At 68.1% G+C, this 14,765-nt stretch carries 11 protein-coding genes; 3 read left to right on the top strand and 8 right to left on the bottom strand.

Going from position 1 to position 14,765, the window contains the following annotated elements:
• The first annotated feature begins 182 nt into the window (after positions 1–182).
• A complete protein-coding gene (locus MJO58_RS12390) occupies positions 183–2,135 on the top strand; it encodes an MFS transporter (protein WP_239722980.1) in 1,953 nt (650 codons plus the stop codon).
• A gap of 3 nt (positions 2,136–2,138) precedes the next feature.
• Here MJO58_RS12390 and pheT read toward each other — a convergent pair whose 3' ends face one another.
• From pheT to MJO58_RS12370, 4 genes are all read right to left on the bottom strand, one after another.
• Positions 2,139–4,634: a phenylalanine--tRNA ligase subunit beta gene (gene pheT / locus MJO58_RS12385; RefSeq protein ID WP_090601735.1), complete on the bottom strand. Its 2,496-nt coding sequence runs from the start codon at positions 4,632–4,634 to the stop codon at positions 2,139–2,141.
• Positions 4,634–5,677, bottom strand: coding sequence for a phenylalanine--tRNA ligase subunit alpha (pheS, locus tag MJO58_RS12380; RefSeq protein WP_239722979.1), 1,044 nt, complete (start codon positions 5,675–5,677; stop codon positions 4,634–4,636). Before pheS ends, pheT begins: the two co-directional genes overlap by 1 nt.
• A gap of 143 nt (positions 5,678–5,820) precedes the next feature.
• Entirely contained in the window at positions 5,821–6,642 is an 822-nt protein-coding gene (locus MJO58_RS12375) for a rhomboid-like protein (RefSeq protein WP_239722978.1), read from the bottom strand.
• Between the two features lie 57 nt (positions 6,643–6,699).
• Positions 6,700–7,605, bottom strand: coding sequence for an adenylate/guanylate cyclase domain-containing protein (locus MJO58_RS12370; protein ID WP_434086348.1), 906 nt, complete (start codon positions 7,603–7,605; stop codon positions 6,700–6,702).
• A 200-nt stretch (positions 7,606–7,805) separates the two neighbouring features.
• On the opposite strand from MJO58_RS12370, the gene MJO58_RS12365 reads away from it, so the two are divergent.
• Entirely contained in the window at positions 7,806–8,837 is a 1,032-nt protein-coding gene (locus MJO58_RS12365) for an oxygenase MpaB family protein (RefSeq protein ID WP_090601733.1), read from the top strand.
• Here MJO58_RS12365 and MJO58_RS12360 read toward each other — a convergent pair.
• The 4 genes from MJO58_RS12360 to infC all read right to left on the bottom strand — a co-directional run bounded on the left by MJO58_RS12360 (position 8,834) and on the right by infC (position 10,963).
• Complete coding sequence (locus MJO58_RS12360) at positions 8,834–9,625, bottom strand: TrmH family RNA methyltransferase (RefSeq protein ID WP_239722977.1); 792 nt, start codon at positions 9,623–9,625, stop codon at positions 8,834–8,836. The genes MJO58_RS12365 and MJO58_RS12360 overlap by 4 nt on opposite strands.
• Before the next feature lie 5 nt (positions 9,626–9,630).
• Positions 9,631–10,020: a 50S ribosomal protein L20 gene (gene rplT / locus MJO58_RS12355; protein WP_036468879.1), complete on the bottom strand. Its 390-nt coding sequence runs from the start codon at positions 10,018–10,020 to the stop codon at positions 9,631–9,633.
• An 89-nt stretch (positions 10,021–10,109) separates the two neighbouring features.
• Positions 10,110–10,304: a 50S ribosomal protein L35 gene (gene rpmI / locus MJO58_RS12350; protein WP_090601731.1), complete on the bottom strand. Its 195-nt coding sequence runs from the start codon at positions 10,302–10,304 to the stop codon at positions 10,110–10,112.
• A gap of 41 nt (positions 10,305–10,345) precedes the next feature.
• Positions 10,346–10,963 (bottom strand): translation initiation factor IF-3, encoded by a 618-nt coding sequence (gene infC, locus MJO58_RS12345; RefSeq protein WP_090608917.1) that lies wholly within the window; start codon positions 10,961–10,963, stop codon positions 10,346–10,348.
• 458 nt (positions 10,964–11,421) lie between these two features.
• Here infC and lysX point away from each other — a divergent pair, with 458 nt between their 5' ends.
• Positions 11,422–14,754 (top strand): bifunctional lysylphosphatidylglycerol synthetase/lysine--tRNA ligase LysX, encoded by a 3,333-nt coding sequence (gene lysX, locus MJO58_RS12340; RefSeq protein WP_090601730.1) that lies wholly within the window; start codon positions 11,422–11,424, stop codon positions 14,752–14,754.
• Positions 14,755–14,765: the final 11 nt, after the last annotated feature.

Here is a 14,765-nt window from a genome sequence, read left to right as displayed (position 1 = left end):
CGTCCCACCAGCACCGCTGGGCAACTATCACCCGACTTGCGGAAGTGATATCGCGGGCGATATCCAGTTCGAAGGTCGGGTCATGGTCCGGTGGCAAGGCGCAGAAGTTTTCGCTTGTCGTGAACGTTGGCGTTACTCGGCGCGGGTATGCGGGATAGGTGCGCCTGCAGACCCCGGAGTCCGTGACGCGGAACCCCAACCTGCGACGCCTGGTGGTGGGGCGCTTGCTGGCCACTGTCGCGGAATGGATGTGGTACACGGTCGCGATGGTGTACGCGTTCACCCTCTCCGGGGTGGGCGCGGTCGGGGCCATCAGCGTCGCAGCGGTGCTGCCCGCCGCGCTGCTGTCGCCCACGCTGGGCTACGTCATCGACAAGTACCCGCACGAACGCGTCCTCACCGGTGTGTTTGCGATGCGCCTGGTTTCGATCGTGGTCACGGCGGTCTCGGCGGCATTCTTCCCGGCGGTGTCCATCCTGGTCGCGGTGATCGCGGTCGAGGGCACCACCACGATGTTCGTGCGGCCGACGACCGCGGCGCTGCTGCCCTCCATCACCCAGCGACCCCAGGACCTGGTTCGGGCGCACGCGGCGCTGGGCACCACGGACAAGATGGGAATCCTGATCGGGCCGGTCGCGGGCGGCCTGATGCTGGCTTCCACGTCACCCGCCGCCGCGCTCAGCGTCTCCGCCATCTTCGCCCTTGGTGCCGTGGCCGCGGTGATGACCGTGCGGGTGGACGTCACGGAGCGCCTGCATGGCGCCGCCGGTGACGGTCCCCGGCATGCATTGGGCGAAACCGCGAAAGGGGTCCGCACCGTCGCCGGACCCCACGTGCGTTCGATCGTTGTCGTGACGGCGCTGGCGTTCCTGATGCTGGCGGCAAGCGAAGTCTTCGTCGTGCCGTTGGCGATCGACCTATTGCACTGGGGACAGGCCGGACCCGGCGTCCTCACCGCCCTGATTGCCGGGGGCGGATTGCTCGGCGGGTTGGCGCTCGGCGCGATCGGCAAGCGCCGGCTGGGCCCCTGGTTCGTCGTCGCCGGGGCCGTCATGGCGATGGCGCTGACACTGATGGCGGCCGCGCCGCACTATGTCGTGGTGCTCGCCTCCACCATCGCGTTCGGCGCCGGGAGTGCCCTGCTGATGATGGCAGGCCAAGTGCAGATCCAAAGTCTCATCCCGTTGTCCGCGGGCGGGCGGGTGCTCGGGGCGGTGGAAGGCCTGAGCCAGTTCGCGATGGCCGCGGGCGCGTGGGCCACGACACGCGTGACCCAGGGCTGGTCGCTGCGCACCAGCCTGCTGGCCCTGGCCGTGCTCACGGTGTTGGCCATGCTGGCCGTTGCGCGCTCCTTGCTGCGCACCGACGCCAGGGTCGCGGCCACGCGTGAGCGGGTGGGTGCCCTCGACGAGATCGCACTGTTTGCGCCGCTGACCAACGTGCTGCGGGAACGGATCGCCACCCAGATCTACGGCGAAGAGGTCGGCGCCGGCGAAGTCGTTACCTACCAAGGTGAGTACGGCGACTCCTTCTACATCGTCGAGTCCGGCACCCTCGACGTATGTGTCGACGGGCGTCACGTCCGCTCCCTGGGCGCGGGCGACTTCTTCGGCGAGCTCGCACTGCTGCGCGACACCACCCGCAGCGCTACCGTGCGCGCGACGTCCGACTGCCGGCTCTGGGTCCTACCGCGACGGGCGTTCCTGACGGTGCTGACCGGCTTCTACCCGACGGGTCAAACCATCGACGCGGCGTCCGCCGAGCGACAAGCGAACATGCCCGCGACGGCCAACGGTCGCGACGCCGCGCTGGCGAGTGCGCCCCTGTTGGCCGCTCTGCCCGCCGACACCATCCGCGACCTGGCGGCCTCGGCGACCACCGAGGGATATGACACCGCCACCGTCGTCTTCGGCGAGAACGACCCCGCCCGCGACGCGTACTTCATCGTCGACGGACGCGTCGACTTCGACCGGGCCGGCGAACGCATTCGCGCGCTGGGCCCGGGCCGGATTTTCGGCGAGGTCGCCGTGTTACGGCCGGGCGCGACCCGCGCCGCCACCGCCACCGCCGCCGCCGGTACCGTGCTGTGGCGATTGCCGGGCGAGCGGCTGCGTGCGGCCGTCAGCCAAAGCTGAAGCCTAGGCGCGCATTTCGGCGCCGACCACCTCGGCGGCGCGCCGCACCGCGGCATCGCGGGCCGCGCTGGCGTCGTCTTCAGTCAGCGTGCGGTCCGGGGCGCGGAACCGCAGCGCGAAGGTCAGCGACTTGCGATTCTCGCCGATCTGCGGGCCGCTGAACACGTCGAACAGCTGCATGTCTTCCAGCAGCTCGCCCGCGCCCTCGCGCACCGCGTCGGCCACCGCCTGGGCCGGCACGTCCGCCGCCACCACCAGGCTGACGTCCTGGAAGACGGCCGGGAACGGTGACACCTTGGGCGCCGGCAACAGCTCGGTGAGCGGCAGCGCGTCGAGGTTGAGCTCCAGTGCGCAGGTCCCCTTCGGCAGGCCCGACCGCTCGATGACCGCCGGATGCAATTGACCCGCGTGGCCGACGACGGCGTCGGCGACGACGACCTCGGCGCAGCGGCCGGGATGCCACGGCAGGTACTGCGCCGCGCGCAACGTGACGTCGATTCCGCTGGCGCGCGCAATGATTCGCACCGCCTCGAGGGCGTCGGCGGCGTCGACGGCACGGCCGGGGCCCCACGGGCCCCGCGGTTCGCGCAGCCCGGCCAGCACCGCGGCGACGTGCTGGGGCTGGCGGGGCAGCGAGGTGTCGAGTGTCGCGATCTCGGCGTCGGTCGGCCGGCGGTGGACGGGGATCAGCTCGACGCCGCGGGTCTGCTCGGTCGGCCGCACCACCTGCGCGACGGCATACAACGCGACATCGACAAGGCCTCGGGATACGTTGCGCCCCAATGCTTCCAGTAATCCGGGCAGCAGCGTGGTGGCCAGCTCGGGGCGATCCGCGTCCAGCGGGTTGAGCACCCGCGTCGCGGTGCGCCGCGGATCGTCGGCCGGCAGACCCCAGAGGTCGAACACACCGGCCGGCAAGAACGGGGTCGGGAGGATCTCGACATACCCCGACTGAGCGAGCGACTTCCCGATCGCGCGGCGACGCTTCTGCACCCGCGTCAGGCCGCGGCCCGCCGGCGCCGGCGGCAGCAGCGACGGAATGACCTCGAGGCCTTCCAGCCGCAGCACCTCCTCGACGAGGTCGGCGGGCTGCAACAGATCGGGCCGCCAGCTCGGCGGGGTGACGGTCAGCGTGTCACCGTTTTCGGTTACCGCGGCACCGATTTGGGTGAGTCGCCGGGTAGTGGTGCCCGCGGCGTAGGCCACGCCGGCGAACCGGTCCGCCAGGTCGGCGGCGATCGAGATCGGCGGTAGCGACCAGTCGTCGCGCGGCGGATCCCCGCGCCAATCGGTCAGCGTCGGCGATACCGCTCCCCCGGTGATGTCGGCCAGCAGCGCGGCACAGCGGTCCAGCGCGGCCACCGAAATGGCCGGGTCGACGGCGCGCTCGTAGCGACGCGCGGCCTCGCTGGGCAGGTGCAGCCGCCGCTGCGTGCGCGAAATCGCGGCCGGGTCCCACACCGCGGCTTCCAACAGCACGTCGGTGGAGTCGGCGCGCACCTCGGTGCTCGCCGCGCCCATCACGCCGCCGATCGCGGTCGTCGCGACGTCGTCGACGATCAGCACATCGGCCGGATCGAGTTTGCGCGCAATGTCATCCAGCGTGACGACGGTCTCTCCGGGCTGCGCGAAGCGCACCTTGAATCCCCCGGTGATGCGATTGCGGTCGTGGGCGTGCATCGGGTGGCCCAGTTCCAGCATCACGTAGTTGGTCACGTCCACGGCCGGCGACATCGCGCGGATGCCGGACAGCATCAGCCGGCGCTGCAACCACCACGGTGACACCGCGGCCGGATCGATCCCCGTGACCGGCCGCAGGGCGAACCGCTGCACACCGGTCCCGGCCTGCACGGTCAGCGGCCACGCCTCGCCGTCGGCCGGCAGCGGCTTGACCACGGCGTCAGAGGCCGGGTCGACGAAATTCAGGTCGTAGGCGCAGGCGATCTCGCGGGCCAGGCCGCGCACCGACATGCAGTAGCCGCGGTCCGGCGTGACGGCCAGGTTGAAGACCACGTCGTCCAGGCCGAGCACCTCGGCGCCGCCGGCACCAGGTTCGGCGGTTCCCGGTGGCAGCACCAGAATCCCGGAATGGTCTGAGCCCAAGCCGAGTTCAGATGCCGAGCAGATCATTCCGTCGGAGCTGCGGCCGTAGGTCTTGCGGGCAGTGATCGCGAATCCGCCGGGCAGCGTGCTGCCGGGCAGCGCCACCACCACCAGATCACCCACCGCGAAATTGGTTGCACCGCAGACGATTCCACGATCCTCACCCTCGCCTACGTCGACCAGGCAGGCGCGGATCGGCTTCTTGAATTCGGTGAGTTCCTCGATCGCGGACACCCGACCCACGGTCAAGGGGCCATCGACCGGGCCCAGGGTGACGACTTCCTCGACCTCGTGGCCGATGCGCACCAGCGTCTGCTCGAGCTCGTCGGCGCCGACGTCCCAGCCGGGTGTTCCGACGGCAACCACTTCGCGCAACCAGCTATACGGAATACGCATTACAGACCCACCCCGAACGGCAACGAGAACCGGATGTCACCTTCGACCATGTCGCGCATGTCGGGGATGCCGTTGCGGAACTGTAGGGTGCGCTCCAGGCCCATCCCGAATGCGAAGCCCGAGTAGACCTCGGCATCAATTCCAGCCGCGCGCAACACGTTTGGATGGACCATGCCGCAGCCGCCCCATTCCACCCACCCGGCACCGCCCTTTTTGCCGACGAACCACACGTCGACCTCGGCGGAGGGCTCGGTGAACGGGAAGAAGTGCGGCCGGATCCGGGTACGCGCCTCGGGGCCGAACTCCGCGCGCGCGAACGCATCCAGGGTCCCGCGCAGATGCGCCATCGACAAGCCGCGGTCCACCGCCAGGCCCTCGACTTGGTGGAACACCGGCGTGTGGGTGGAGTCGAGCTCGTCGGTACGGAAGGTGCGGCCGATCGAGACGACGTAGACCGGTAGTTCGCGCTCCAGCAGCGTGCGTACCTGAACGGGCGAGGTGTGGGTGCGCAGCAACTGGCGGGAATCCTCCGGCGCGACGTAGAAGGTGTCCTGCTCGCTGCGCGCCGGGTGGTCGGGCGGGAAGTTCAGGGCGTCGAAGTTGAACTGCTCGGTTTCGACCTCGGGGCCCTCGGCCAGCTCCCACCCCATCGCGATGAAGGTGTCCGCGACGTGTTCGGCCAGGATCGTGATCGGGTGTCGGGCGCCGGGAGGTTGGCGGGTCGAGGGCAGTGTGACATCGATGCTTTCGGCGACCAGCACGGCCGCGTCGCGCTCGGCACGCAGCGCCGCCAAACGTTCGTCGTAGGCACTTTGCACCTCGCCACGCGCGGTGTTCACGCGCTTGCCGGCGTCGGAGCGCTCCTCCTTGGGCAGGGTGCCCAGCGACTGTCGCGCGAGGGCGATCGGCGAACGGTCGCCGAGGTGCTCCGTTTTGATCTGTGCCAGCGCTTCCAGGCTGCCGGCCCCGGCAAGAGCCCCGCGGGCGGCATCGACCGCCTCGGCCAACGCTTCCGGCGACAGGTCGACGGGTTGATCACCCACGCGGCGACACTCTCCTTGCTGACGAGGCTGTAGGGGCTGCCCGTATTGCCAGCGAGCGGTGCTGAAAAACAGGCACGGGTCGAGTGCCGATCATATGTGACCGAGTCCAGTGAACTGAACGCGCTTCGGCGGGCAGCGAAGGATTAGCCGACCAGGGCCGGCTGCAGGGCGGTGGGCGCCTGTTCGCCGGCTGCCGCCGAGACCGGCGCCGTGCTGCGCGACGCCCTGAGCTGGGCGAGCTTGTACGCCACCACGGCGCCGAGCGCCCCGACGACCGGAGCCGCGACCATCGTTCCCCAGTGGTGAGCCAGGACCAGGAAACCGAAGCCGGACGACGCCACCAGCATCGCGATCAGCACCGGCGTCCAGCGGATCGGTTGACGGAACCGGGCGGAAACCAGGACGCCCAGGATCACGGCGACGGTGTGCCCCGCGTCGGTGAAGTCGGCGCCGATGATCGCCGAGGCCAGGCCCGCCGAGACCCACCAGCCGATCCACGCCGGACGCCAGCGCTGCGGTATCGCGGCCGTCATCGCGCCGAGCACCGCCAGTGCGCCATAGCTCATCCCGACGTCGCTGGCCCGCGAGATCGATATCGGCAGCCAGCCGAACTCGACCGCGGAGGCAAGAGCAGCCGCCACGACCAACGTCGCGCCGATGTGGCCGACGACGAACGCGATCATCAACCGGACGGTCTGCAGATGCAGCTCGGCCAGCGCCAGCAGGCAGGTCAAAAACGGTAACCAGAACCACAGCGGACCGGCGTCGACGACCAGCGCACTGCCCAGCAGTGTTCCGATGTGTCCGTGCGCCAAGTTGTGCAGGTTGGTGCTGGCACGGGCGACGATGATGTCATGCGCGTGCCGGCCGAGCACCAGGATGGCGCAGCTCACCGCAAGCAGCACCGCGGCATACCCCACGGTGAAACGGATCCGGCCGAGCCGGGATAGGAATCCCCCAAACACTGATTCCATTATGCGGGCTGAATTGTTTCGTCTTCGTGATGGGACGCTGTGACTTCGCTAATAGTGTTCCAAGCGGTATATCGCCAAATCCGGCGGGATGCCCGGGGTCTTGGGCGTGAACAGGGATTTACGTGCGCGTTTAGCGACGACACCCAAGGCGTCCAGCTCGTGCTGCGGGACCAGATCCAGCGCCGAACTCGAGATCATGATCCCGCCCTTGGTGGCACGCTCCATCACGCGCGCGGCGATATTGACGTCGACACCGAGCCAGTCGGCGGCCAACCGCTGCGGCCGCCCGGTGTGGATCCCGACCCGCATCCGGGGGCGATAGCCGCCCACCTCGACCTCCCGCATCGCGGTGTCGGCTTGCACCACGGCCCGCACCGCGACGTCGGGACGCCGGAACACCGCCATGATGCCGTCGCCCATCCGCTTGACGATGTGCCCGCCGGCATCGAGCAGCGGCGGCTCCACCGCGCGAGCCACCTGACGCAGCAAGGTGAGGGCCGCATCGTCACCGGCCTGCAGCGACCATGTCGAGAAGCCGACCAGGTCGGTGAAGACGAGCGTCACCTCTGGATTCGCCGGCCGACGCGACACCGCCTCGGTCAGCGCCTGCCAGACCTGCAGCACGCTCAGGCTGACTTCGCGCGACGCGGCGTCGCGATCCCCCAGCAGTCGATCCGCGGCGCGGGCCGCCGCCCGCGGACCGCCGTCACCCGCCATCGACAGCGGGTCGCCGAATTCGGGATCGCCCGGCAGCATCCGCCGCGCCCGCCGGATGAAGGCCACCACGCCCGGGCTGTGATTGGCGGTCCGCCACCACTGGGCCGCGGCGTGTTTGGACACCGGAGACCGTCTTCCTGAGAAAGACGTTGAGCCGGGAGGCGTCACCGTCGTCACCGAATCCGAGTCCTTGTCCAAGGACTCGCCCGGATCCGGATCGCGCGGCGCGAGTTCCACCTGGCAAGGGTAAGTAGTTTCGGCTGAGCCGGGCAATGACGCCCGTCCGGTTTGTGTCACACATCGCACGAAACCGACTGATCACGACGCTGCCACGCGGGCGTGGAATCTCGGTAACGCTTCGCGTGGCGCACGCCGAAACGCAGACAACACGCGTTGTCAGAGTTATCGTGAGCTCACTGGGCACGTAGGAGGTCGTGATGACAACCACTTCGACCACAGCCGCTGATCCTCTTGGGCCAGATTCCCTTACCTGGAAGTACTTTGGCGACTTGCGCACCGGAATGATGGGGGTCTGGATCGGGGCGATCCAGAACATGTACCCACAGCTCGGTGCGGGCGTCGAGCAGCATTCGATCCTGCTGCGCGAACCCCTGCAGCGGGTGGCCCGGTCGGTGTACCCGATCATGGGCGTGGTCTACGACGGCGATCGCGCGCCCCTGACGGGTGAGCAGATCAAGCACTACCACGACACCATCAAAGGGATCGACGCCGAAGGCCGTCGCTACCACGCGCTGAACCCCGAGACCTTCTACTGGGCGCACGCCACCTTCTTCATGCTCATCGTCAAGGTCGCCGAATACTTTTGCGGCGGCCTGACCGAGGCCGAGAAGCGCCAGCTGTTCGACGAACACGTGCAGTGGTACCGGATGTACGGCATGAGCATGCGGCCGGTGCCGCAGTCTTGGGAGGAATTCCAGGAGTACTGGGACCGGGTCTGCCGCGACGAGCTGGAGATCAACCAGGCGACGCTGGACATCTTCCAAATCCGCATCCCGAAGCCGAAGTTCGTCCTGATGCCCACGCCGATCTGGGACCAGATCTTCAAGCCGCTGGTGGCCGGACAGCGCTGGATCGCGGCCGGGCTATTCGAGCCGGCGGTACGCGAGAAGGCGGGCATGCGCTGGACGCCGGGTGACGAAATCCTGCTGCGGGTGTTCGGCAAGCTGATCGCGCTGGCGTTCCTGGCGGTGCCCGACGAGATCCGGCTGCATCCGCGGGCGCTGGCCGCCTACCGCCGCGCCGAGGGCCGGGTTCCGCTCAACGCGCCGCTGGTCGAGGCGCCCGAGTTCATGGCGCCGCCGCGTGACCGCCGCGGGCTGCCGATGCACTATTTTCCGCCCGGTTCACTTCGCAACAAGTCGCTGATCGAGCGGGCCGGGTCGCTGGTGCACACCACGCTCTCGCTGGCCGGGCTGCGCCCCGCCGGCGGGCGAAAGAAAGTCGCTTAGAAACCCCGCAGCACACCCAGCGCCAGGGCGCTCTGGTACAGGCAGATCGCCGCGGCGGCAGCCACATTCAGGCTCTCGGCGCCGCCCGACATCGGGATGCGCACCCGATGGTCCGCCTGGTCGGTGATCTCTTCGGGCAGGCCGTGCGATTCGGGGCCGAACAGCCACGCGGTCGGCCTGCTCAGCAGCTCGTCGGCCTCGTCCAGACGCGTCCCGCCGTCGACGGTGGTGGCCAGCGCCTGCAGCCCGGCGGCACGCAGCGCGCCCAGCACCGCGTCGACGTCGGGGTCGGCGACGACCGGCAGCGAGAAGATGCTGCCGGCCGACGCGCGCAAGCACTTGCCGTTATAAGGGTCGACGCTGTGTCCCGCGAGAATCACCGCCGCGGCGCCCATGGCGTCGGCGAGACGGATCAGCGTGCCCGCGTTGCCCGGCTCGCCGATCTCGACGGCCACCGCGACGAGCTGTGGTGAGCCGGTCAGCGCCTGCTCGAGTCCGGTTGCCGGCATGTCGCAGACGGCGACCAGCCCCGCCGGAGTAACGGTGTCGGACAAGGCTTTTGCGGCACGGTCGGTGACCAGGTGGACCGGACTCTGCTGGGTGGCCAGCAAGGTCGCATGCCGCTGCGCCGCGAGTTCGGTGACGAACACCTCGCGAACCAAGCCGCGCGACGACGCGGCCTCGACCAGATTTTGGCCTTCGGCCAGGAACTGGTTCGCCCGCCGTCGCACGACGTGGCGATGCAATTTGACCGCCGCGGCCACCCGGGCCGAGCGCTCGGTGAGCACCGGGGTTAAGCAGCTTCTCCGGAGGGCGCGTTGACGTCCTTGGGCAATGCCGCCCGGGCGACATCGACCAGCGCGGTGAACGCTGCCGGATCGGTGATCGCGATGTCGGCAAGGTTTTTGCGATCGACTTCCACACCGGCGGCCTTGAGGCCCTGGATCAGCCGGTTGTAGGTGATGTCGTTGGCGCGGGCCGCCGCGTTGATCCGCGAGATCCACAACTTGCGGAACTCACCCTTGCGGGCACGGCGGTCGCGGTACGCGTACTGCAACGAATGCAGCTGCTGCTCTTTGGCTTTGCGGTAGAGCCGAGACCGCTGGCCGCGATACCCTTTGGAGGCCGTCAGGACGCTGCGCCTCTTCTTGTGGGCGTTGACTGCCCGCTTCACGCGTGCCATGGATGTTCCTACTCTCGTTCAGACGTAACTGGTCTTCGGTGCCCTGCCAGGTCGGTGTATGCCCTGGCCGGCGCTCGGTGTGGCTGAGGTCAGCCGTTCAGCATCGCGTTGACACGCTTGGTGTCGTTGGCCGCAACCTCGGTGCGGCCGTCGAGCCGCCGGGTGCGCTTGCTCGGCTTGTGCTCGAGCAGGTGTCGACGATTGACTTTCTGGCGGACGATCTTTCCGGTCCCGGTGCGCCGGAATCGCTTGCTCGCCCCGCTGTGGGACTTGGCCTTGGGCATGTTTCCTCTAGTTCTTACTGTTTCGCTGTTTGGCTATCAGGTCAGTTGGGTGAAGCTGCGTCGTCGCCGGCTGCATCGGTCTCATCGGCCTCCTGCGTCGGCGCGGGTCCCGGTTGTTCGGGGTGCTGCGCCCTGGCGCGAGTCTTGGCGCCGCGGTGCGGTGCCAGCACCATCGTCATGTTGCGGCCGTCCTGCTTGGCCGACGTTTCGACGAAGCCGTACTCCGCGACGTCCGCGCCCAGACGCTGCAGCAGTCGGTAGCCCAACTCGGGCCTGGATTGCTCGCGCCCGCGGAACATGATGGTGACCTTTACCTTCGACCCCGCCTCCAGGAAGCGGATTACGTGGCCCTTCTTGGTCTCGTAATCGTGGTCGTCGATCTTGGGTCGCAGCTTTTGCTCTTTGACCACGGTCTGCTGCTGGTTCCGGCGGGATTCGCGCGCCTTTTGCGCCGCCTCGTACTTGAACTTGCCGTAGTCCATGATCTTGCAGACCGGTGGCCTGGCGTTCGGGGCAACTTCGACGAGGTCGAGATCGGCGTCCGCGGCGACGCGCAATGCGTCTTCGATGCGCACGATGCCTACCTGCTCCCCCCCTGGGCCGATCAGTCGAACTTCAGGTACGCGGATGCGCTCGTTGACGCGGGTCTCAGTGCTGATGGGGCCTCCCTTGTTGGGCTTTTCGTCGTCTCGCAACGACCGGTGGCTCGGGCCCGTCGGGATTCAGCGGTGGAAACGCCACACCATCAGCAAAAAAGCCCTGCAGAAGCAGGGCCCAATGCCGACCGATCGCGACCTGGAAAACGTTCAGGCCGTCCGCGCCATGCGCGAAACAGGCACCTTGCGGTGCCGGTGACCGGACCGCTAAGCCTTGAAATATCTCGCGGCTAGCGGTGGGAGTGGGACTCCACTTAACTGTCCCAGGCCAAAGCCGGGATGGTCGCGGAGGCAAGTCTAGCAGCCATCTGGCGTCTTCCTGCATTTCAGCTGCCGGAGGCCGCCGAGGGTAGGCCGTCCGGACCCGCGCGTTCGCGCCACGCCCGAAGTGGACAACATGTCCCGACGTGATTGGCGCTTCGCCAGGCATTTCATGGTTTAAAGGCTTATCCTCGCGGTCTGTGACTCTCGCTTCTGCTGCTTCGGGGCCTCGTTCAGGCAGCCGGTCGAGTTCCCGGTATAGGTGGGTACCGGCGGCGGCCGGCTGGACCGTTGGCGTCATCGCCACCCTGTCCCTGATCGGCAGCGTGTCGCCCCTGATCCGGTGGTTGATCAAGGGCCCGCGGGAGTTCATCAACGACTACCTGTTCAACTTCCCGGACACCAGCATCGCGTGGTCGTTCGTGCTGGCGTTGCTGGCGGCGGCGCTGACCGCCCGCAAACGCATCGCCTGGTGGGTGCTGCTGGGCCAAATGGTGCTGGCCGCATTCTGGAACGCCGCCGACATCGCAGCCGGCGACAACACCGCAGCCGAGACGTTCGGCGAAAACCTCGGGTTCGCGATGCACATCGTCGTGATCGTCCTGCTGGTGTTGAGTTATCGGGAGTTCTGGGCCAAGGTCCGACGGGCCGCGCTGTTCAAAGCGGCCGCCGTCCTGGTCGTCGGGGACGTGATCGGAATCCTGTTGTCCTGGGGCCTGGTCGAGCTCTTCCCGGGGTCGCTGGCCCGACAGGATCGGCTGGGCTACGTGGCCAACCGGGTCGTCGGGTTCGCGCTGGCCGACCCCGACTTGTTCACCGGCAAACCGCACGTGCTGCTCAATGCGATCTTCGGGTTGTTCGGCGCGCTCGCCCTGATCGCGGCCGCGATCGTGCTGTTCCAATCCCAGCGCGCCGACAACGCGCTCACCGGCGAGGACGAGTCCGCGATCCGCGGTCTGCTCGAGCTGTACGGAAAGAACGATTCGCTGGGCTACTTCGCCACCCGCCGCGACAAGTCGGTGGTATTCGCCCATAGCGGCCGCGCCGCGATCACCTACCGGGTCGAGGTGGGCGTCTGCCTGGCCAGCGGCGACCCGGTCGGCGACCCCCGGGCCTGGTCACAGGCCGTCGAGGCATGGCTGGCGTTGTGCAAGACCTACGGCTGGGCGCCCGGCGTGATGGGCGCCAGTTCCCAAGGCGCCCAGTCCTATCGGGAGCGCGGCCTCAACGCCCTCGAGCTCGGCGACGAGGCCATTCTGCGCACTTCCGATTTCAAGCTGTCCGGCCCGGACATGCGCGGGGTACGTCAGGCCGTGACGCGGGCGCGTCGGGCCGGGCTGACGGTGCGCATCCGCCGGCACCGCGACATCGACGCCGAGGAGATGGCCGAGACGATTTCACGCGCCAACGCCTGGCGCGACACCCAGTCCGAGCGGGGGTTTTCCATGGCGCTGGGGCGATTGGGTGATCCGGCCGACGGGGAGTGCCTGCTGGTCGAGGCGCTGGACCGCGACGAGCAGGTGGTCGCGATGCTGTCGCTGGTTCCGTGGGGAAGCACCGGGGTCTCCCTGGATGTGATGCGTCGCTCCCCCGACTCGCCCAACGGCACCAACGAATTCATGGTCAGCGAACTTGCCCTGAACGCGGAAGGGCTTGGTATCAACCGTGTTTCGCTGAACTTCGCCATGTTCCGGTCGGCATTCGAGCAGGGCGCGCAACTTGGCGCCGGTCCGATCGCACGGCTGTGGCGGGGGCTGCTGCTGTTCTTCTCCCGGTGGTGGCAGCTGGAGACGCTGTACCGCTCCAACATGAAATACCAACCCGAATGGGTGCCCCGCTATGCGTGCTACGAAGACGCCCGGCTGATCCCGCGGGTGGGTGTCGCCTCGGCCATGGCCGAAGGCTTCCTGGTGTTGCCGTTCAGCCGGCGCGACAAGGTACACACCGGGCACCACTCCGCCGTGCCGGCCAGGCTCGCGGAATCCGGGTTGCTGCACGAGGACGGATCGGCTCCGGACGTCAGCGGGCTCAAGCGCGGCGACGAAGTCGACTCCGAGGAATATCGGCGACGGCTACCCGAACAGGTCCGGGTCCGCCTGACAAAGCTGAGAACGCTGCAGCGCAACGGGATTGACGCCTACCCGGTGGGGTCTCCGCCCAGCCACACCATCGCGCGCGCCCTCGACAGCGACGACCAGGACGTGGTTTCGGTAGCGGGCCGGATTTTGCGGATACGCGACTTCGGCGGTGTGCTGTTCGCCGAACTGCGTGACTGGTCGGGCGAAATGCAAGTGCTGCTAGACAATTCGCGCCTGGAGTCCGGCCGGACCGCCGATTTCACCGCGGCCATCGACCTTGGTGATCTGGTCGAAATGACCGGGCACATGGGATTCAGCAAGCGCGGAACCCGCTCGTTGATCGTCAGCGACTGGCGAATGGTCGGGAAGTGCTTGCGGCCGTTGCCCAATAAGTGGAAAGGGCTAACCGACCCGGAGACGCGGGTGCGCACGCGGTATGTCGACCTGGCGGTCAATGCCGAGTCACGCAATCTGGTGACGGCCCGCAGCAGCGTGCTGCGTTCGGTGCGGGAAACGTTGTTCGCCAAGGATTTCATCGAGGTGGAAACCCCGATCCTGCAGCCGATTCACGGCGGCGCCGCGGCCCGCCCGTTCGTCACGCACATCAATACCTATGACATGGACCTGTTTTTGCGCATCGCGCCCGAGCTCTACCTGAAGCGGTTGTGCGTCGGCGGCGTGGAGCGGGTGTTCGAACTGGGCCGGGCCTTCCGCAACGAAGGTGTCGACTTCAGCCACAACCCGGAGTTCACGCTGCTCGAGGCCTACCAGGCGCACGCCGACTACCGGGTGTGGATCGACGGCTGCCGCGAGCTCATCCAGAACGCCGCCGAAGCGGCCAACGGCGCACAGACGGTGCTGCGGCCTCACCCGGACGACGAGGCCCGTCTCGAACCGATCGACATCTCCGGGATGTGGCCGGTGAAGACCGTGCACGACGCGGTCTCCGACGCGCTAGGCGAACGCATCAACCCGAACACGTCGCTGAGCGCGCTGCGCAAGCTGTCCGACCGCGCCCGCATTCCGTATCGGGACCACTGGGATGCCGGCGCGGTGGTGCTGGAGCTCTACGAGCACCTGGTCGAGCACCGGACCGAGGCGCCGACGTTCTACATCGACTTTCCGACGTCGGTGTCACCGCTGACCCGGCCGCACCGCAGCCAACCCGGCGTCGCCGAGCGATGGGACCTGGTGGCGTGGGGTGTCGAGCTGGGCACCGCCTACAGCGAGCTCACCGATCCGGTGGAACAGCGGCGCCGGCTGCTGGCGCAATCGCTGCTGGCCGCCGGCGGTGACCCGGAGGCCATGGAACTCGACGAGGACTTCCTGCAGGCCATGGAATACGCGATGCCGCCGACCGGCGGGCTCGGGATGGGCATCGATCGGCTCGTGATGCTCATAACCGGTCGCAGCATCCGCGAGACATTGCCATTCCCGCTGGCCAGACCGCATTAGCCCCGGCGCCG

The organism is Mycobacterium lentiflavum (assembly GCF_022374895.2).
Taxonomy (GTDB): Bacteria; Actinomycetota; Actinomycetes; order Mycobacteriales; family Mycobacteriaceae; genus Mycobacterium; species Mycobacterium lentiflavum.
The sequence above is the reverse complement of the archived record's forward strand: the minus strand, read 5'-3'. Positions and strand labels throughout refer to the sequence as shown.

Excerpts from the sequence above, each read along its gene's own strand:
- pheT (WP_090601735.1), bottom strand. The coding sequence starts at position 4,634 with ATGCGTATTCCGTATAGCTGGTTGCGCGAAGTGGTTGCCGTCGGAACA.
- MJO58_RS12365 (WP_090601733.1), top strand. The coding sequence starts at position 7,806 with ATGACAACCACTTCGACCACAGCCGCTGATCCTCTTGGGCCAGATTCC.
- rplT (WP_036468879.1), bottom strand. The coding sequence starts at position 10,020 with ATGGCACGCGTGAAGCGGGCAGTCAACGCCCACAAGAAGAGGCGCAGC.
- rpmI (WP_090601731.1), bottom strand. The coding sequence starts at position 10,304 with ATGCCCAAGGCCAAGTCCCACAGCGGGGCGAGCAAGCGATTCCGGCGC.